This is a genomic window from Aquitalea palustris, assembly GCF_003693445.1.
GTDB classification, from domain to species: domain Bacteria; phylum Pseudomonadota; class Gammaproteobacteria; order Burkholderiales; family Chromobacteriaceae; genus Aquitalea; species Aquitalea palustris.
In genome coordinates, this window is sequence record NZ_RFAR01000012.1 from 125,318 (window position 1) to 142,266 (window position 16,949).

Genomic DNA, 16,949 nt, shown 5'->3' on the forward strand with positions numbered 1-16,949 from the left:
GTTGTCAGACAGATGGAGTTGCGGTTGCGGATTCGAGGCGGGCAGTCAGTTCCTGCGCCAGCGCGAGATAGGCCTGTGCACCGCGAGCATTGCGGTCGTACACCAGACCGGGCAGGCCATGACTGGGTGCCTCGGCCAGACGCACATTGCGCGGGATGACGGTTTCGAACACCTTGCTGCCAAAATGGCTGGCCAGCTGCTCGGACACCTGCTGTGAAAGATTACTACGTGCATCGAACATGGTACGCAGCAGGCCCATGATTTCAATGCGCGGATTCACCGCTGCGCGCACCTTGCGCAGGGTGGTGACCAGATCGGACAGCCCTTCCAGCGCATAGTATTCACACACCATGGGTATCAGCACGCTATTGGCGGCCACCAGGCCGTTGAGCGTCAGCAGATTGAGCGAGGGCGGGCAGTCGATCAACACATAGTCGTACTGATCGTCGACCAGGCTGAGTGCGTTTTTCAGACGGGCTTCGCGGGCCAGCTCGTTCACCAGCTCCAGCTCGGCTCCACCCAGGTCGCGGTTGGCGGGCAGTACGTGATAGCCGCCCTGCTTGGCGGGCTGGCGCACCTCTTCCACCGAGGCATCGCCCAGCAGCACGTGATACACCGACTGCTCGAGCGCCTGTTTGGCAATGCCGCTACCCATGGTGGCATTGCCCTGCGGGTCGAGATCCACTATCAGCACCCGCCGCCCCAGTTCGGCCAGACCTGCTGCCAGGTTGACCACGGTGGTGGTCTTGCCGACCCCACCTTTCTGGTTGGCGACCGCGATCACCCGTGCATTCATTTAGCCACCATTCTCACCAGATGGCGTTCGGCGTCCAGACCGGGCACCGACACCGGCAATACTTCGGCAACTGCCACCGTCTCCGGCAGCAGCGAGATTTCTTCGTAGGGATAGACACCCTTCATCGCCAGGTACTGGCCACCTTCGGCCAGCAGGTGCGGGGTGAGCTTGACGAACTCGGCCAGCTCGGCAAAGGCGCGACTGGTGATGCGGTCGAACTTCTGCTCCGGCTGGTAGGCTTCCACCCGGCTGGTGATCACCTCGACATTGGGCAAACCCAGCTCGATGACCGCCTGACGCAGGAAGGTGGTTTTCTTGTGGTTGGAGTCCAGCAACACCACCTGCAGATCCGGCCGGGCAATAGCTGCCGGAATACCTGGCATGCCGCCACCAGAGCCGACGTCCAGCAGGCGGGTACCACCATTCAGGTGTGGCACCAGCGACAGGCTGTCCAGCAGGTGGTAGCTGACCATGCGCTGCTCTTCACGCACGGCGGTCAGGTTATAAGTGTGGTTCCATTTGGCCAGCAGCGTCAGATAGCCATCCAGCAAGGCCAGCTGTTGTTCATTCAATCCCAGGGCCAGTTGATCCAGCCCGTTTTTCAGTTCTGCAGTATGTGTCATGCGCTTGGCTTGGCAATTATTCAATTTTGGCGTCGGTAAAACCGCGTTTCAGATGCACCATCAGCAGCGCAACGGCCGCCGGGGTGATGCCCTGGATGCGCGATGCCTGGCCCAGGCTTTCCGGGCGCTGCTGATTCAGTTTTTGTTGCACTTCCTTGGACAGACCCTTGACCAGAGCAAAGTCGATGTCGGCCGGCAGGCGGATGTCTTCCAGATTGTCGCGCCGCGCCAGTTCTTCGTTCTGGCGGTTGATATAGCCTTGATATTTGACCTGAATTTCTACTTGCTCGGCAACCACGTCGTCTGCCACACCGCCAGCGGCCTCAGGCAGGGTCATCAGGTCGCGGTAGGCGACATTGGGGCGCTTGAGCAGGTCAAACAGGTTGTATTCACGCTCGATGCCCTTGCCCAGCAAGGTTTCCAGCGCAGCTGCATCCTGCAGTTTGGCCGGATGCAGCCAGGTGGTTTTCAGGCGCGCGGTTTCGGCTTCCACTGCATCACGCTTGCGGCAGAAGGCATCCCACTGCGCATCGCCTACCAGGCCCAGCTTGCGGCCCATGGTGGTGAGGCGCAAGTCGGCATTGTCTTCGCGCAGCTGCAGGCGGAATTCGGCACGGCTGGTAAACATGCGATAAGGCTCGGACACGCCCTTGGTGATGAGATCGTCCACCAGTACGCCCAGGTAGCCCTCGTCGCGGCGCGGACACCAGCCCTCTTCATCCCGTGAATACAAACCGGCATTCAGGCCGGCCAGCAGGCCTTGTGCGGCCGCCTCTTCATAACCGGTGGTGCCGTTGATCTGCCCGGCAAAGAACAGGCCCTTGATGGCCTTGGTTTCCAGTGTGGACTTGAGGCCACGCGGGTCGAAGTAATCGTATTCGATGGCATAGCCGGGACGCAGGATGTGCGCGTTTTCCATGCCGCGAATCGAGCGCACTGCTGCCAGCTGGATATCAAACGGCAGGCTGGTGGAAATTCCGTTGGGGTAGAACTCGTGCGTGGTCAGGCCTTCCGGCTCCAGGAAGACCTGATGACTGTCCTTGTCGGCAAAGCGGTTGATCTTGTCCTCGATGGACGGGCAGTAACGCGGGCCAACCCCTTCGATCACCCCGGTAAACATCGGGCTGCGTTCGAAGCCGGAGCGGATGATGTCGTGGGTTTGCTGATTGGTATGGGTAATCCAGCACGGCAGCTGCGTGGGGTGCATGTTGCGCTGGCCACGATAGGAGAACACCGGCTCCGGGGTATCACCCGGCTGCTCTTCCATTACCGAAAAATCGATGCTGCGGCCATCAATGCGCGGCGGCGTGCCGGTTTTCAGGCGGCCAACCGGCAAGGCCAGCTCACGCAAACGTGCACCCAAGGTGGACGCTGCCTGATCGCCGGCGCGGCCACCGGTGTAGTTTTCCAGGCCAACATGAATCTTGCCGGACAAAAAGGTGCCTGCAGTCAGCACTACGGTACGGGCACGGAAAGTGATGCCGATGGCGGTGATGGCACCGGCCACGTGATCACCTTCGATCAGCAGATCATCCACCGGCTGCTGGAATAACGTGAGATTGGGCTGGTTTTCCAGCATCTCGCGAATGGCCGCCTTGTACAGGATGCGGTCGGCCTGGGCGCGGGTAGCACGCACCGCTGGCCCCTTCGAGGCATTCAGGGTGCGGAACTGGATGCCGCCGATATCGGTGGCCAGCGCCATGGCGCCGCCCAGTGCATCCACCTCTTTCACCAGGTGACCCTTGCCGATGCCACCAATCGACGGATTGCACGACATCTGACCCAGGGTCTCGATATTGTGGGTAAGCAGTAGCGTGGCGCGCCCCATGCGGGCTGCGGCCAGTGCGGCCTCGGTGCCGGCGTGACCGCCGCCGACCACGATCACGTCAAATTGTGTGGGATAAATCATCTGGCTGTACTCGGAACCCCGTGCATACGAACGACGCATGGGTGATGCGTGCAGGAAAAACGGCCTATTCTACGGCAAAACCGATAACCGTGTAAGTCATTGATTTACTTCGCCCCTGTTGTAACCCGGCGTTAAAACGCAGGTCATCCACAAGTCATATGACGGAAATGTCTTCGTCAAACAGGATGATTAGCATGTTTTGGACGGACAGCAGGCCAAAAAGCTGCTGCCAAATGAAGGAGTTGCCGCAACGACCGGCCCGACTAGACGAAAGCCCGAGCGACATTCCTTGCTGACAAAACTAGCATGCCACGCATGTTCCGAGGGGAGTAAGTCATGCAACTGAACGAAAGCGTTTCCGCCCGCCGCCAGCTGAAACTGGGAGTACGTGTCGCTGAAACCGCCGAAGACATCCGCCGCGCCCAGAAACTGCGCTTTGATGTCTTTGCCGGTGAAATGGGGGCCGAACTGTCCTCGCAGCAACTGGGCATAGACTGCGACGAATACGATGCGCTGTGCGACCACCTGATTGTGGAAGACGCCAACAGCGGCCTGGTGGTGGGTACCTATCGCATGCTGCCGCCGGACATGGCACGGCGCGCCCCCTCGCTGTATTCCGAACACGAATTCGACCTCACCCGCCTGGACAATCTGCGCGATGGCCTGATCGAAGTCGGCCGCTCCTGCGTCCACAAGGATTTCCGCAGCGGTGGCGTGATTGCCCTGTTGTGGTCTGGCCTGGCCGACTACGTACAGAAAAAGGGCGGTGAATATCTGGCTGGTTGCGCCAGCGTCAGCCTGGCCGATGGTGGCCACCAGGCCGTCAGCCTGTATCGCCAGCTGGAAGCCAGCCACCTGTCCCCGGCCGAATGGCGCGTGTTTCCGCACCTGCCGCTGCCGCTGGACCGCATTCAGGACGATGCCGCCTCCTCGCCGATGCCACCGCTGATCAAGGGCTATCTGCGCGCCGGTGCCTTCATCTGCGGCGAACCGGCCTGGGACCCTGATTTCAACTGCGCCGACTTCTTCATGCTGTTGCCGATGAGCCGCCTCACCGGCCGCTACAACCGTCACTTCGTAGGCTGATTCACAGCCTGCCGCAGCCTTGCTGTGTCATCAGCCCGGACGAAACCCCCCGCTCGTCCGGGCTGTTCTGTTTTCAAGCTGCCGCCCAGCCTAGCAGCTGGCTGCTACAATCCGCCAGATGAGCTACCCGTTTGCAGCAGTCGGCATCGTCCACTCGCCCTACAAGGAAAAATTCGGCATCCCGCGCCAACCTTCGCTGGCCCCGGCCGCCGAGGTCAGTGTGGAATTACTGCCGCCATTCAATCATCCGGACACCGTACGCGGACTGGAAGCCTTCTCCCATGTCTGGATCAGTTTCGTGTTCCACCAGACTGCCCGTCGCGGCTGGCAAGCACTGGTGCGACCACCGCGCCTGGGCGGCAATGCCAAGGTGGGTGTGTTTGCCAGCCGCTCCACGCATCGGCCCAATCCGCTAGGCCTGTCGCTGGTGGAACTGCGCGGCATCGACTTTCACGACGGCGTACGCCTGCAACTGGCCGGCGCCGACCTGCTGGATGGCACGCCGGTGCTGGACATCAAACCCTACATTCCCTTTGTGGAAGCCCGGCCGGAAGCCCGTGGCGGCTTTGTCGACGGCCCGCCGGCCTGCCTGCAGGTGGACTGGGCTAGCACAGCGCTGCAACAGCTGGCCGCCCTGCCCTCCCCGCCGCCCGCCCTGGCCGCCCTGATCGAACAAGTGCTGGCGCAAGACCCCCGACCGGCCTATCAGGACGACCCGCAGCGCATCTATGGCGTGCGACTGTATGACTACAACATCCGCTTCAGCGTGGCGGATAACCATGCCCGCGTGCTTGAAATACAGCGGCTTGCCCCGAACTAAAGTCACATGCCCCAGTCACACCGGGGCCCTTTACTCTGGAGAATAAAATCATGACACCTCGCGCGAAGACGATCATGCTCGCCTTCACCCTGGTTTCTGTCCTGGCGGCACCGTTCGCGGAAGCCGCTCGCCTGGGCGGAGGCAAGAGCGCCGGCATGCGCCGCTCGGCCCCGACCAAGAGCTACCAGCAGCCCACCCCGATGCCGGCACCGGCGCCGCAAGCTGCTCCGCAAGCACAGCCCAAGAAAGGTCCGGGCGTAGGCACGGCCATTGCCGCCGGTGCCGCTGGCGCAGCAGCCGGCTACATGCTGGGTTCGGCCATGAACAGCAATCACGCCTCCGGTAATGCATCGGAAGCCGCCAGCGGCTCCAGCTTCCCATGGGGCACCCTGGCCTTACTCGGCCTGCTGGGCATTGGCGGCCTGATGTGGTTCCGCCGCAAGAACGCTACCCCCGCAGCACCGATGAACACACCGATGCCGGCGGGCAACGCCCCGGTATTCAATAGCAGCAGCCAAGATGCCGCCCGCTTCGATCCGATTCCCAAGATCGGCTCCGGACTGGGTCAGGCACCGTCTTACGGCGGCGCTGCGGCAGCCATGGCAGGTGGTGCACCCGCCCGCCTGCCGGATGGCACGGAAACGCCGAACTTCCTGCGTCAGGCCAAAGCGACTTTCCTGCACCTGCAAAGCCTTAACTCACCGGACAGCCTGGAAGAAGTACGCAAGTACATGACGCCGGATCTGTTCGAAGGCCTGCGCAACGACATCGCTGGCAATGGCGATGTCGCGGACTTCCCGCAGCTGGACTGCCAGCTGGCCGAAGCCGTGGAAGAAGCGGGTCGTTATATCGCCACCGTGCGCTTCTCCGGCACGGTGAGCGAATCGGTCAACGCCCCGGCAGTGCCGTTTAGCGAATACTGGCACTACATCAAGGATGGCAGCACCGGCGGCAAATGGCTGGTGGCAGGCATTCAGCAGGAGTAATTTCCTTCTTTTATGCGGATTTATCTCAACGGGCCCAGTCGGGCCCGTTTTTTATTATCCGGCCATGCTCTACACTGGAATGCCAATTGCTAGAGAGATTGGCTTACGGGCCAGCAAGAGCCCCACTCCAGGAAGGAATGTACTGTAATGAAACGTTTCGAGCATGCCGGTCTGACCCTTGGCAGCCATTTTCAGCCCATCTACAGCCTGGCGCATCGCCGCACGGTAGGGGTGGAAGCCTTGTTGCGCGCCGAGCAGAACCAGCTGCCACTCTCCCCAGCCGAGGCCTTTTACGCCATGGTGTCGCCAGAACGGCGTCACGGGCTTGATCTGGCCGTGAGCCAGGCGCATGTCCAGCATTTTTCCCAGCTGGAACAAGCCCATCCGCACTGGCTGTTCCTCAATGTCGATGCCGCCTCGCTGTCGCGCCCCGAGCGCGCCATGGCGCTGGCCAACTCCATCCGCGAAGCCGGCCTGCAGCCAGGCAATGTGGTGCTGGAAGTGCTGGAACATGTGCTGGAAGTGGATGAGGCGCTGATCGAAGGCGTTAATCTGCTGAAGAAAGCCGGTTTTCTGATCGCCATCGACGACTTTGGCGTCGGCCATTCCAACCTGGACCGGGTCTGCCAGCTGGAGCCGGACCTGGTGAAATTCGACAAGGACTTGCTGCGCAGCGCGGTGAGCCAGCCACGCACCCGCAATCTGCTGTCCAGACTGGTGCGTCTGATGCACGAAATTGGTGCACTGGTAGTGGAAGAAGGCATCGAAACCGAAAACGACGTACTGGTGGCGCTGGAATCCGGCTGCGATCTGGTACAGGGCTACTATGTGGCACGGCCCAGCCTGACCCCGGACCCGGACGACATCATCACCAAGCGACTGGATTCGCGCTGGGACGAGCTGATGGTGCGCGACCTGCTCAAGCGCAAGATCACCCGCCGCCAGATCGAGCTGGCACGGCAGGCTTTTGTACAATCAGCCATTTCGCTGATGCAGGGCACCCCGTTTGATCAGGCCGCCACACCGATGCTGGCCATGCCAGACGTAATCCGCTGCTTCCTGCTGGACAGCGAGGGCCGCCAGATTGGCCGCAACCTCAACAGCCGCCACAACACCGTGGCCAGCAACCTGAAATTTGCCCCGCTGGCCGACACCACAGGTGCCGTATGGTCGCGCCGGGCCTACTTCCAGCATGCCATCGACCAACCCGGCGTGCTGTACATGAGCGAGCCCTATCTGTCGATGACCGACACCCGCTCCTGCGTGACGCTGTCGATGGCGATTGAAATCGACGAAGCCATGCATGTGCTGTGTGCCGACGTACTCGCCCCGCGTGTACACAGCAGCCACGGCTGAAAACGGCAAAAGCAGCAATAAAAAAGGACCGCACGCGGTCCTTTTTCGTTTCCAGCTGCCGGCTTACTGCGCCGGGGCAATCTCGGTGATGTTTTCAAACAGGGTAACCACCTTCTGCACCCCTGCGGTTTCGCTCACCACTTGTGCAGCGGCCTGGCCCTCGGCCGGCGTTACCAGACCCAGCATGTATACCACGCCACGCTCGGTCACTACCTTTACCTGATTGGGCGAATAGCCCTTGCCATCCAGCATGCGGGTACGCACCTTGCTGGTGATCCAGGTATCGTTGCTACGCTCGGACAGGCCGGACGCCGGTGCCACCACCGTGTAGTTGTACACCCGGCGGACATTGGGCATGCCACGGGCAATCAGCTCGGCCTGCTGGCCGGCTTCTGCGCTCGGCACTTCACCGGTCAGCAGCACGGCACGGTTGTAGCTGGTGGCGTTGACATGGGCCGACGGCAGCTTGTCGCCAATCTGGTGCGATACCTTCACTTCGATGCTCTGGTCATCCACATAGGCACCGCTGGAACGACGGTCGGTAGCCACCAGCGCACCACCGGCCACACCGCCGGCCGCCAGGGCAAAGCAACCGGACAAGGCGCTGGACAGGCCAGCAGCCAGCAACAGGGTCAGGACTGTGTGTTTCATTTACTCGCCTCCCAACAGCATGTAGTCAATCGCATCGCACAGTGCATGCACCAGCAGGATATGCACCTCCTGAATGCGCGCAGTACGCAATACCGGCACATTCAGCTGAATGTCTTCCGGCGACAGGATTTCACTGATCTTGCCGCCGTCCTTGCCGGTGAGGGCAATCACGCCCATGCCGCGTTCGTGGGCGGCATAGATGGCTTCGATCACATTGGCAGAATTGCCCGAGGTGGAAATGGCCAGCAAGAGGTCGTTGGTATGCCCCAGCGCACGTACTTGCTTGGAAAAAATCATGTCGAAATCGTAGTCGTTACCAATGGCGGTGAGGGCCGAGGTATCGGTTGCCAGAGAAATGGCCGCCAGACCGGGGCGCTCTTTTTCAAAGCGTCCCAGCATCTCTGCGGCAAAATGCTGGGCATCTGCTGCCGAGCCGCCATTGCCGCAGGCCAGAATCTTGCCCTCGTTCATCAGGCAGGTCACCATGCGCTCGGCCGCCAGTGCCACGGCTGGCGACAGCAACTCCATTGCCTCCTGCTTGGCAGCGATGCTTTCCAGAAAATGTCCGTTGACGCGTTCAATCAGGTCCATGCTTTTCCTCGTAGCAGCCAACCGGGGGCTGCTATGCAAAAATGTTTTTCAGCCACTGTAGCGGCTGCTCGCCTTCACTCAGCACAGCATCAAAACGACAAGGTGCGTCTACTCCCCTATCGGACAGGTAGACTGCCGCCGCGTGCATGAGTTTCCTTTGTTTGTTTGCGGTAATGCTGTAAGCGGCACCGCCAAAGCGGGCGCTGGCACGATGGCGCACCTCGACGAACACCCAGCTGCGGCCATCACGCATGATCAGATCGATTTCACCACCCCGGCACAGCCAATTGCGCTCCACCAGTTGCAGCCCCTGTCGCAACAGGAAGGACAAGGCCCGCTCTTCCGCCAGCCTGCCCTGCTCATTCATGGGGTTTACTCGCCCTCGCCAATCAGCGACACCGGCAACTGGCGGTCGAACACACGGTCGCGCCCCAGTTTCAAATCACCGGTCACGCCATCCAGCTTGATGCTGGCCGGATTACGGCTGGTCGCCAGTTGCAAGGCCAGACGATAGGCATCAATCCCCAGCGCGTACAGCCGCTCGGTTTGCAAGGTCAGCGTACTGGCCGGCCGCGCATAGCGCTTCACCGCCGGATGCTGCGGCATCAGGAACCAGGGCATGTCGATAAAACGGATACCGGCCAGTTGCCGGTCTGGTGTGCGGGTGCTGATCTGCGAGGTCGCATACACCGCCAGCTCGGGCAACAGCGCAGGCTTCAGCCGTGCCGCCTCGGCCGGCTCCACTGCCAGAAACACCGCATCCGCCCGCCCGGCCGCCACGGCCAGCTCAGACAGATTGTGGCCGTTGTCTTCCATCTGCTGTGCATCCTTGCCTGCCTGGCTGCGCCATTCGTCGGCAAAAGCCTGCTTCAGCCGGCTGGACAGCACTTCGCCATCGGTAATGATCAGCGGATTGGCCCGGCCATCATCCCGCATCAGCCGGGCAATCTGCCGGGCTTCCACTTCCACATTCAAGGCCAGGGTAAACAGCTTGGGGCTGGTGGGCACATCGCGCCCCACCGCATTCAGCGCCAGCGTAGGCACGCTGACATAGGGAGCCACCGCAGCAATGCCGGTGCGCGACAGCGGGCCGATCACCACATTCACCCCGCCGGCCACCGCCTCGCGATAACGTTGGGCGGCATTGTGCTCATCCGCATCAATCACCACCACCTCGGCCTGTGGATCAACCTCATGCGCGGCTTCCACCCCGCTGCGCACCACCGCCGCCGCCTCGCCCAGCAGGCGCGACTCGGTAGGCAGCAACAGGCCTATTTTCACCCGCGACGCCATCTTGCCCGGTGCGGGCAGGGGCTTGGCCTGCGGTGCCATGGCTGGCGCAGATGCCGGCGCAGTCTGCGCCCGAACCGCCGCACCAGCCGCGCTATTGAGCGGCGCGGCATTGAGTTGGATGATATAGTCCGGTGCCTGCGCTTGCGCAGCCGTCAACCATGTCATCATGACGCCAACCAACAGCGGAGCCAGTCTTTGCATACTTCGTTCGCTCACTTGCTTGAATCTGCACGGGAAAGTTTCTGTCGCGGCACATTATATGTGGTGGCCACCCCCATTGGAAACCTGGGAGATGTTACCGCGCGTGCGCTGACTGCCTTTGGCGTGGCCGATGTGGTGTGCGCCGAAGACACCCGCGTCACCGGTAGCCTGCTGACAGCATACGGCATTCACGCCAACAAACTGGTCAGCCTGCGCGAACACAACGAACGCAGCATGGCCGAACAAGTCATCCGCTGGCTGGCCGAAGGCCAGATCGTGGTGCAAGTATCCGATGCCGGCACCCCCGCCGTGTCCGACCCCGGCGCCCGGCTGGTAGAAGCCGTGCGCGCTGCCGGCCACCCGGTACGCCCCATTCCCGGCGTATCCGCCGTCATCACCGCCCTGTCCGCCAGCGGCTTTACCAGCAATGCCTTTCTGTTTCACGGCTTTTTGCCGCCCAAAAGCGGCGAACGCCGCCGCACCCTGCAGCAATGGCTCAGTGCCGACCACCTGGTGGTGTGCTACGAAGCCCCGCACCGCATCGTCGACACCCTGCAGGACATCGTGGCCGAACTGGGGCCGGAACGCCGGCTGATGCTGGCACGCGAACTGACCAAAACCTTTGAAACCTTCCACAGCCTGCCCGCCGGCGAACTGCTGGAATGGGTCAAGGCCGACAGCAACCAGCAGCGCGGCGAAATCGTGCTGATCATCGATGCCGCCCCGCAGCCCGACAGCGACGAAGCCCTGCCGGAAGAAGCCGTGCGCATCATGAACATCCTCAGCGCCGAATTGCCGATGAAACAGGCCTCCACCCTGGCCGCCCAGATCAGCGGGGCCAACCGCAAGCAACTGTATGACCATGCGCTGAAATTGAAAAAGGACGCCGCAGAGTGATTTACAAGGGCAGGCAGATCAGATAGACTTGCCTCCTCTTGCGATGCCCGGGTGGCGAAATCGGTAGACGCAGGGGATTCAAAATCCCCCGCCGCAAGGTGTGTCGGTTCGAGTCCGACCCCGGGCACCATCGCAACGTACAGAGAAGTCCCAGAAAGTCCAGAAACCCGCACAGCACAAGGCTATGCGGGTTTTTTGTTGTCCAGATCAGTCCGACACCTTCCAGCACCATCCCATTTTTTTGTGCAGAGATTTGTGTATAGGCCCACGGCCAGAACCCAAATCCATACACACCCTCCAAACACATGCCCAGCGGGCATTCCAGCTGCCTCCCAGTCAGCACAACGCCGATGCCTTATACAAACACCCTGCATCAAGCCACCAGCTGGCGCTGTCCGATTTATGCCAAAAATCAGCAAATTGTTGCCTGCTTTTGATCTGGAATATGACATAAGCATGCTGCTTGTGAAAAACTGGGAGCCGGAAGGGGTGTTTTTGGCTGCTCAGGGTCGGGAGTGAGTGAAGAAAAACCGTCGATTTGGGGTGTAACCATCGCCAAGTGCTTGTTTTTTTAGGAAACCATGCCCACGGTTTGCCAAAATTGCTCTTTCGGCCTTTGCCTGTTCTTTTTTCTTCTTTCTTTATAAAAAACAAAGAGATAGAGATAGAAAGCAGTGAAAAAAGCAGAAAGGGCAATCCACGGAATCGCGGCGGGCCGGAAAAAGTGATCCACGGTTTGCTGTGGGAAAAGCGTGAAAACCGTGGATGACATCATCTCTTCAAAGCATTGATTTTATTGAGAACTCAGAGAGACCCACGGAATGGCAGAAAAACCCGTGGGTGAAACTGTGGGGCTGAAACCCTTGCCTGGTAAGGCTTTGCGGGGTGCATCCACGGTTTGGGGCGGTTTTATAGTGTGTGCCTGGCAGGAAGGGAACTGGCCTAGTACGGCCATTGCCTAGTGACACCGTCAGGTATTCAAGTCGGCCTAAGCAGACGTTTATGTCAGTTTCCAACTCTAAACGGAAGTAATCACTAACTCCACTCGAACTGTCAGGGCTATGGTAGGTTACACAAGTAGTGACGTGCTCCCTCCAATTATTGGATATCTGACCAGCAAGCAGATGTTACACATTACTTGCTGGTTACGTGATATCCAGCATTAAGTGGTGCAGTGAAGTATTTAAACACCTCTTTAGTCAGTTTAGTTTAACGTTGACTGACAATGCCTTATTTGGTACCCGTGCTAAAATACGTAATGGAAAATTAAAAATGATTAAATGTTTTCTCTCTCACAGCTCTTCTGACAAAGACCGTTTTGTTCGTCCTGTTGCATCCAAAATTTACAGGGAGGCACGTATCTTTGACGAAGAAACATTCGAAGCAGGAATGCCACCGGCTGAAGAAATTGCGAGTGCACTAGATGAAACGGCCATTTTTGTAATTTTCCTATCAACGAAAGCACTTGAGTCAAGTTGGGTACAGAACGAGCTCGGAAGAGCAAAGCTACTATTTGACGAGTCGAAGCTACAAAGAATTTTCCCAATAATAATAGAAGATGGAATAACTCACCTTGATTCAAGAATACCTGGGTGGATGCGGGAAAGCCTGAATATTCAGCCCATATCAAAGCCAAGCATTGCCGCACGAAAAATCAATGCTAGATTGCGTGAAATTTCCTGGAAATTCCACCCTCGCCTTAGAGAGCGCACTGAAATATTCGTCGGACGTAACGATCTTATCAATCAATTTGAGGAACGAATTGACGACTTTTCTTTACCTAGCCCGATAGCAGTTATTGCATCAGGATTAAGTGAAATCGGCAGAAGGAGTTTGTTACGCCATTCACTCAAGAAATCGAACATTATACGACCGTCGTTCGAATTTCCGTTTGTCATTGTCTCTCAACTAGACAGTGTTGAGGATCTTATATTAAAAACACTGGACCTTGGCTTGGTTGGTTTGTCAAGAAAAGATTTTGACCTGCATAGTAGCGTGGAAGAAAAAACCATTTTTGCGATTAAAATGTTCCGTGAAATATCAAGGGAGAGGGAGCGGATTTTAATAGAGGATCAAGGGGTCTTGGTTCAGCCTGATGGACAATTGGTCGACTGGTTTTCTGAAATAATAAACGGACTCGCAAGTGACCAGTTTATGATCTTCTCCATCGTAAGCCGCTACAGACCGGCCTCATCACTCAATCGATTAAACCCATTAGTGTTTTCTGTTCACGTCGCAGAAATGGACAAGCAGGAGCGTGACGGGCTCATGGTACGGTATTCACGATTTTCGGAAGTTGAGCTTTCCAAAGATGACTATTCATTTTTTTCAGACTTACTTACAGGATACCCTGAGCAAGTTCTTTTTACAATTGATCTAATAAAAGAGCAAGGCATCTTCGAGGCGAAGAAGAATTCACACACTATCCAGCAATATGGATCGGACAAAGCCAAAATTGTCCTTGATTCATTTCAAAACAATCAAAAAGCACTAAACTTCATATACTTATTAAGTCGTTTTGAATTTGTAAGTTACGAAGTTCTATTTGATATAGTTAATGAGAAAGAGTACGGAAGCATCCTAAAAGACCTATTATCATCAGCAATCTGCGAAAAAATTGGCAGCTCTTCGAATTACATTCGAGTAAACGAGGTGATACGAGATTATATAAGTCGAAACAGATTCGGGTCTGAAACTGGATTTGAGGGGGCTCTCACCGCTCATGCAAAATCATTCCTTGATCGTTACAAGGATGAAGATTCTGACATCTCAGATTATCTTTTTTCAGCACAAGAAAGCCTACGATCCGGTGGAGTAGTACCAGAAGACATTATCGTCCCTTCGGTATTTTTAAAAACAATCAAACGAATTTACGACGAAGATAGAAAATATGCAGAGGCTATATTGCTGGCCAATAGAGTATTGTCTAGAGATGGTTCACTACACAAAAATACCGTTGACCATGTTCGCTTTATTAAATGCCAATGCCTTGCACGCTTAAGAAAAAATGAATTTTTTGACGAAGTCAGAAAAATTTCTCAGCCCGATAGAGATTTTCTGTATGGGTTCTATTACCGGCTTTCTGGTGACACAGCCAGAGCGGAAGAAAATCTAAAAAATGTTCTCAAAAAGAAGCCGCGCGATCCTCGAACAATTGGTGAATTAGTTCTGGTTTATATGCAATCTGAGGAATATCAGCTCGCTTTTGATCTTGCTCGCGATAACTACTACAACAGACCCGGAAATCCAATCAATGCAAATAATTATTTAACATGCCTCATGGCACGGGACTGGACACCTGAATGCAAAAGAGAAATTGACATCGTTATTTCCCGCCTTGAAATAGACACATCGGAACGGGCGCGTGAAATGGTAGCATCAGCAAAAGCACGTATTCTTGCATTTTTTGAAAATAACCAATCATCCGCTATGGCGTCAATAGAAAGGACAATTGCTGAGTTTCCAGGAGTGAATTACCCATTACTAACAAAAGCAGATCTTGCGGTTCACTTTATGGATGTAGATAAACTTAGGGAAGCTGTAGATGAACTCGAACGCATCACAGGGAAATACGCACAAACATACCGCTCTGTTATCAAGTTCAAATCCCTTTTGCTCGCAATGGAAGGTCGAACACCAGAAGCTCGTAATCTGATTAATCGAGAGCTTAGTGGCCTGAATTCAAGCACGCGGACTCGACTGATTGATCGAATTGAAAGCTTCAGTAGATAGCGAGTGGGGCCACAGTTCTATCGAGATAAACAGCCCAGAGCTATGCTTTGGGTTGCCTCCAATGCAAATGTTCGCAAGGTGTCAATAGAAGACTTTTCATTGAGGTCATCACAATGACCGCTAAAGCCGAACTCCGGTAGTTCTGTGGATGCATAAGGGATTGCTGCTTAGGGTCGTTAGTTGCCATCCTCCAATTGGCGGGACTGGTTGCGGATGGAGCTTCATAGAATGTATGCCCCATTGCAATCACCCACCATAACCTGCCCATGCTAGCTGCAATACCTACAAGCCGTGTATAGATTTGTGTACAGATCAAGTTTCCACAAACTGAAAACCACCGTCTGTATTGGCTTTCCAGCCCAACTTCGATAGAGACCCCGCCTAATGAGCCCGGAACCCCGCACAGCACCATGCTCTGCGGGTTTTTTCTTGTCCTGTGCGATCCGGCAAGTCCAATCCGGTGTGAACCATTCGCTCTACCCCGTTGCCGCCGGTCTATTCCGGGCGTGCTGGTATTGAGGCACAGCACTGTTGCCCTCCAGCACACATCCCCGCCGGACGCTTGTCCGCATCATCCCACCAGCGCAGCTGGCCGGCGCTGTCACCAGCTTGCCCGTCTGGGTGGTTTTTGTTCATGACTCTTGCGTTCAGCGGCATCATGGATATGATGAATTCATTTTTCAGCCACCACCCTTGGAGGGATTGCCATGTCGGATGCCCTGGCCCAGCAGGAAGCTGTCGGTTCCCGTTTTTCCCTTGCCAAAATGCGCCATGCGCGTGACAAGACGTTCGAGGCGGTGCGGCTGATTGCGGCGCAGATCCGGCCCGGCATGGACGAGCAGCAGGCCAAGGACCTGGCGCGGGCGACGCTGGCGCGCATGGGGATGGAGCGGATCTGGCATGGCATCATCATCCGTTTTGGCCATTCGACGCTGAAAACCTTCAAGCAGAAAATCGACCCAGACAATGTGCTGGGTGAGCACGATATTTTCTTTATCGACCTGGGGGTGGTGTGGGATGGCCACGAGGGCGATGCCGGCGCTACCTTTGTGGTGGGGCAGGATGGCGACATGCATGCCTGCGCGGCGGCGGCCCGCACGCTGTGGCAGCTGGTCAGCGAAAAGTGGCAGCAGGATGGCTGCGCCGGCAGTGCGCTGTACGACTATGCGGCGGAGCAGGCTGCGGCCATGGGCTGGAAGCTGAATCTGGATATCAAGGGGCACCGGGTTTGTGATTTTCCACACGCCATTTACCAGGCCGGTTCGCTGGGGGATTTTGCCGCCTGCCCGGATACCGGGGTGTGGATTCTGGAAATCCAGATTCGCCACCCCACGCTGCCGTATGGTGCGTTTTATGAAGACCTGCTGCTGCGTGATACGGAGAGCTGAACCATGTGCGACACCAGCCAGGCATACGATCAACTGCTGTTTTCCTATGGCACCTTGCAGCTGCCCGCCGTGCAACTGGCCACCTTTGGCCGCCTGCTGGCGGGCAGTGCCGACCAGTTGCCGGGTTTCCGGCTGGACATGCTGGAAATCACCGACCCGCAGGTATTGGCCACCAGCGGCCAGCGCCACCACCCCATCGTGTCGCATAGCGGCCTGGCACAAGATCAGGTAGCAGGCTTGGCCTTGCAGGTCAGCTTGCAGGAGCTGCAACAGGCGGACGGCTACGAGGTGGCCGATTACCAGCGCCAGCTGCTGCCGCTGGCATCCGGGCGCATGGCCTGGGTGTATGTGGCGGTGGCCGACGGCCAGCGCTGAGCCGGCAGCACGAAGCCCCCTGCCCCGGCCCATGGCTGGGCGAATGCAAAAGGCGGCATACCTTTGCTGATCCGGTATGCCGCCGGCAGCCGGGTTTGCACCTGGCTGCGTTTGGGCAGACTGCCTGCCCTGTTAACACCTCACTCAGTACTGCTCGTGACAGCTCACCGCGCCACTGGCCAGCCAGGCCGGCGCTGGCTGCGGGTTTCAATCATCGTGATGCAGGCTCTCCTCGATCACCGCAT

The 16,949-nt window shown here is 57.4% G+C and carries 15 protein-coding genes and 1 tRNA gene; 9 read left to right on the forward strand and 7 right to left on the reverse strand.

All coding sequences use genetic code 11. The features are described 5' to 3' along the window. Positions 1-4: 4 nt before the first annotated feature. The 3 genes from EAY64_RS04465 to mnmG are packed head-to-tail and all read right to left on the reverse strand — an operon-like array spanning position 5 to position 3,328. Positions 5-796, reverse strand: a complete 792-nt coding sequence (locus EAY64_RS04465; protein WP_103523584.1) for a ParA family protein — start codon at positions 794-796, stop codon at positions 5-7. After that, positions 793-1,419 (reverse strand): 16S rRNA (guanine(527)-N(7))-methyltransferase RsmG, encoded by a 627-nt coding sequence (gene rsmG / locus EAY64_RS04470; RefSeq protein ID WP_103523585.1) that lies wholly within the window; start codon positions 1,417-1,419, stop codon positions 793-795. The genes EAY64_RS04465 and rsmG overlap by 4 nt, the downstream gene beginning before the upstream one ends. 16 nt (positions 1,420-1,435) lie before the next feature. Beyond that, positions 1,436-3,328 carry a tRNA uridine-5-carboxymethylaminomethyl(34) synthesis enzyme MnmG gene (mnmG, locus tag EAY64_RS04475; protein WP_103523586.1) on the reverse strand — a complete coding sequence of 631 codons (1,893 nt, stop codon included), beginning with the start codon at positions 3,326-3,328 and terminating at the stop codon, positions 1,436-1,438. A 336-nt stretch (positions 3,329-3,664) separates the two neighbouring features. Between mnmG and EAY64_RS04480 the strand changes: the two genes are divergently transcribed. The 4 genes from EAY64_RS04480 to EAY64_RS04495 all read left to right on the forward strand — a co-directional run bounded on the left by EAY64_RS04480 (position 3,665) and on the right by EAY64_RS04495 (position 7,576). Next, the gene (locus tag EAY64_RS04480; protein WP_103523587.1) at positions 3,665-4,414 is read left to right on the forward strand and encodes a GNAT family N-acetyltransferase; all 750 of its coding nucleotides are present in this window, start codon (positions 3,665-3,667) and stop codon (positions 4,412-4,414) included. 118 nt (positions 4,415-4,532) lie between these two features. Continuing rightward, on the forward strand, positions 4,533-5,234 hold the full coding sequence (gene tsaA / locus EAY64_RS04485) for a tRNA (N6-threonylcarbamoyladenosine(37)-N6)-methyltransferase TrmO (protein WP_103523588.1): 702 nt from the start codon (positions 4,533-4,535) through the stop codon (positions 5,232-5,234). 50 nt (positions 5,235-5,284) lie between these two features. After that, on the forward strand, positions 5,285-6,220 hold the full coding sequence (locus EAY64_RS04490) for a Tim44 domain-containing protein (protein WP_103523589.1): 936 nt from the start codon (positions 5,285-5,287) through the stop codon (positions 6,218-6,220). A gap of 147 nt (positions 6,221-6,367) precedes the next feature. Beyond that, positions 6,368-7,576, forward strand: a complete 1,209-nt coding sequence (locus EAY64_RS04495) for a sensor domain-containing phosphodiesterase (RefSeq protein WP_103523590.1) — start codon at positions 6,368-6,370, stop codon at positions 7,574-7,576. Positions 7,577-7,639: 63 nt separating this feature from the next. On the opposite strand, the gene EAY64_RS04500 is transcribed toward EAY64_RS04495, so the two are convergent. The 4 genes from EAY64_RS04500 to EAY64_RS04515 are packed head-to-tail and all read right to left on the reverse strand — an operon-like array spanning position 7,640 to position 10,279. After that, positions 7,640-8,227: a BON domain-containing protein gene (locus EAY64_RS04500; RefSeq protein ID WP_103523591.1), complete on the reverse strand. Its 588-nt coding sequence runs from the start codon at positions 8,225-8,227 to the stop codon at positions 7,640-7,642. Beyond that, on the reverse strand, positions 8,228-8,818 hold the full coding sequence (locus EAY64_RS04505; protein ID WP_103523592.1) for a phosphoheptose isomerase: 591 nt from the start codon (positions 8,816-8,818) through the stop codon (positions 8,228-8,230). Positions 8,819-8,849: 31 nt separating this feature from the next. After that, positions 8,850-9,185, reverse strand: a complete 336-nt coding sequence (locus EAY64_RS04510; protein ID WP_103523593.1) for a YraN family protein — start codon at positions 9,183-9,185, stop codon at positions 8,850-8,852. Between the two features lie 5 nt (positions 9,186-9,190). Next, positions 9,191-10,279, reverse strand: a complete 1,089-nt coding sequence (locus EAY64_RS04515) for a penicillin-binding protein activator (RefSeq protein WP_226034173.1) — start codon at positions 10,277-10,279, stop codon at positions 9,191-9,193. A gap of 27 nt (positions 10,280-10,306) precedes the next feature. On the opposite strand from EAY64_RS04515, the gene rsmI reads away from it, so the two are divergent. The 5 genes from rsmI (at position 10,307) to EAY64_RS04545 (ending at position 16,704) form a co-directional block, all read left to right on the forward strand. Continuing rightward, positions 10,307-11,209 (forward strand): 16S rRNA (cytidine(1402)-2'-O)-methyltransferase, encoded by a 903-nt coding sequence (gene rsmI, locus EAY64_RS04520; protein WP_103523595.1) that lies wholly within the window; start codon positions 10,307-10,309, stop codon positions 11,207-11,209. 45 nt (positions 11,210-11,254) lie between these two features. Continuing rightward, positions 11,255-11,339: transfer RNA gene (locus EAY64_RS04525), tRNA-Leu, on the forward strand. A gap of 1,019 nt (positions 11,340-12,358) precedes the next feature. Next, positions 12,359-14,941, forward strand: coding sequence for a toll/interleukin-1 receptor domain-containing protein (locus EAY64_RS04535; RefSeq protein WP_147456174.1), 2,583 nt, complete (start codon positions 12,359-12,361; stop codon positions 14,939-14,941). A 707-nt stretch (positions 14,942-15,648) separates the two neighbouring features. Next, complete coding sequence (locus EAY64_RS04540) at positions 15,649-16,329, forward strand: M24 family metallopeptidase (RefSeq protein WP_103523598.1); 681 nt, start codon at positions 15,649-15,651, stop codon at positions 16,327-16,329. A 3-nt stretch (positions 16,330-16,332) separates the two neighbouring features. Continuing rightward, the gene (locus EAY64_RS04545; RefSeq protein WP_103523599.1) at positions 16,333-16,704 is read left to right on the forward strand and encodes a gamma-glutamylcyclotransferase family protein; all 372 of its coding nucleotides are present in this window, start codon (positions 16,333-16,335) and stop codon (positions 16,702-16,704) included. The last annotated feature ends 245 nt before the right edge of the window (positions 16,705-16,949 follow it).

Excerpts from the sequence above, each read along its gene's own strand:
- EAY64_RS04515 (WP_226034173.1), bottom strand. The coding sequence starts at position 10,279 with ATGATGACATGGTTGACGGCTGCGCAAGCGCAGGCACCGGACTATATC.
- EAY64_RS04490 (WP_103523589.1), top strand. The coding sequence starts at position 5,285 with ATGACACCTCGCGCGAAGACGATCATGCTCGCCTTCACCCTGGTTTCT.
- EAY64_RS04465 (WP_103523584.1), bottom strand. The coding sequence starts at position 796 with ATGAATGCACGGGTGATCGCGGTCGCCAACCAGAAAGGTGGGGTCGGC.
- EAY64_RS04500 (WP_103523591.1), bottom strand. The coding sequence starts at position 8,227 with ATGAAACACACAGTCCTGACCCTGTTGCTGGCTGCTGGCCTGTCCAGC.
- tsaA (WP_103523588.1), top strand. The coding sequence starts at position 4,533 with ATGAGCTACCCGTTTGCAGCAGTCGGCATCGTCCACTCGCCCTACAAG.
- EAY64_RS04510 (WP_103523593.1), bottom strand. The coding sequence starts at position 9,185 with ATGAATGAGCAGGGCAGGCTGGCGGAAGAGCGGGCCTTGTCCTTCCTG.
- EAY64_RS04540 (WP_103523598.1), top strand. The coding sequence starts at position 15,649 with ATGTCGGATGCCCTGGCCCAGCAGGAAGCTGTCGGTTCCCGTTTTTCC.
- EAY64_RS04545 (WP_103523599.1), top strand. The coding sequence starts at position 16,333 with ATGTGCGACACCAGCCAGGCATACGATCAACTGCTGTTTTCCTATGGC.
- rsmG (WP_103523585.1), bottom strand. The coding sequence starts at position 1,419 with ATGACACATACTGCAGAACTGAAAAACGGGCTGGATCAACTGGCCCTG.
- EAY64_RS04505 (WP_103523592.1), bottom strand. The coding sequence starts at position 8,818 with ATGGACCTGATTGAACGCGTCAACGGACATTTTCTGGAAAGCATCGCT.
- mnmG (WP_103523586.1), bottom strand. The coding sequence starts at position 3,328 with ATGATTTATCCCACACAATTTGACGTGATCGTGGTCGGCGGCGGTCAC.
- EAY64_RS04495 (WP_103523590.1), top strand. The coding sequence starts at position 6,368 with ATGAAACGTTTCGAGCATGCCGGTCTGACCCTTGGCAGCCATTTTCAG.
- EAY64_RS04480 (WP_103523587.1), top strand. The coding sequence starts at position 3,665 with ATGCAACTGAACGAAAGCGTTTCCGCCCGCCGCCAGCTGAAACTGGGA.